2 protein-coding genes are annotated in these 683 nt (G+C 40.7%); both read right to left on the bottom strand.

Annotated features, from left to right (window positions below; translation table 11 throughout):
- A partial coding sequence (locus tag ACFINZ_RS11025) for a queuosine precursor transporter (protein ID WP_375701538.1) occupies positions 1-329 on the bottom strand: 329 nt, incomplete at its 3' end.
- Positions 330-442: 113 nt separating this feature from the next.
- A partial coding sequence (locus tag ACFINZ_RS11020; RefSeq protein WP_375701537.1) for a bL28 family ribosomal protein occupies positions 443-683 on the bottom strand: 241 nt, incomplete at its 5' end.

The raw sequence follows: 683 nt of genomic DNA, 5'->3' as shown, positions 1-683 counted from the left end.
AGTTGTCCAAATAAGAATGCTGAACTAGAAGCAATCGCAAGACGCGGAGCAGCCAATATCCAAGAAACAAAAAAACCCGAGAAAAAACCAGCATAAACCACATACCGTGCGGCAGAGGGACCATAAAAACGATTGGTTAAATCGTTGATCAGAAAAGCAATCGGATAGGTAAAAGCTCCATAAGTCAGGAGCTCATTCAAACCAAACCAGTGCACAGGATACTGAACCAAAATATTAGAAATAGTTACAGCAAAACACATCGCAAGGCTAGAAAAAACAATATATTTTCTCTTTTTCTGTCCTGGTAAAGGAGCACTGACTGAGAACATCTTTTAACCTAGGGTATGGAACCATTTAATACAGCGATCAAAAAGTAAAAAACCACAAACACTGCCCTCTATAATGAGAGCACACAATCCAGCCTTGCAATAAACAAAGGCGATTACGCCGCTTTTTCAGCTTTTTTCTTAACAATCTGGCGCTTTAACAAACGGGCACGTTGCGATAATTCTTTATCATCGGCTTTAACCAAAAATCCATCAAGACCACCGCGGTGCTCAACAGAACGTAAAGCGCTTGCCGAAACGCGCAAACGGTAACTTTGCTGTAACACTTCAGAAATCAATGTCACATTGCAAAGATTTGGCAAAAAACGACGACGGGTTTTATTATTCGCATGGCTA

The sequence above is a fragment of the Bartonella sp. AA81SXKL genome (genome assembly GCF_042196945.1).
In the GTDB taxonomy this organism is placed as follows: Bacteria; Pseudomonadota; Alphaproteobacteria; order Rhizobiales; family Rhizobiaceae; genus Bartonella.
This window is presented reverse-complemented; position numbering and strand designations above follow the sequence as displayed.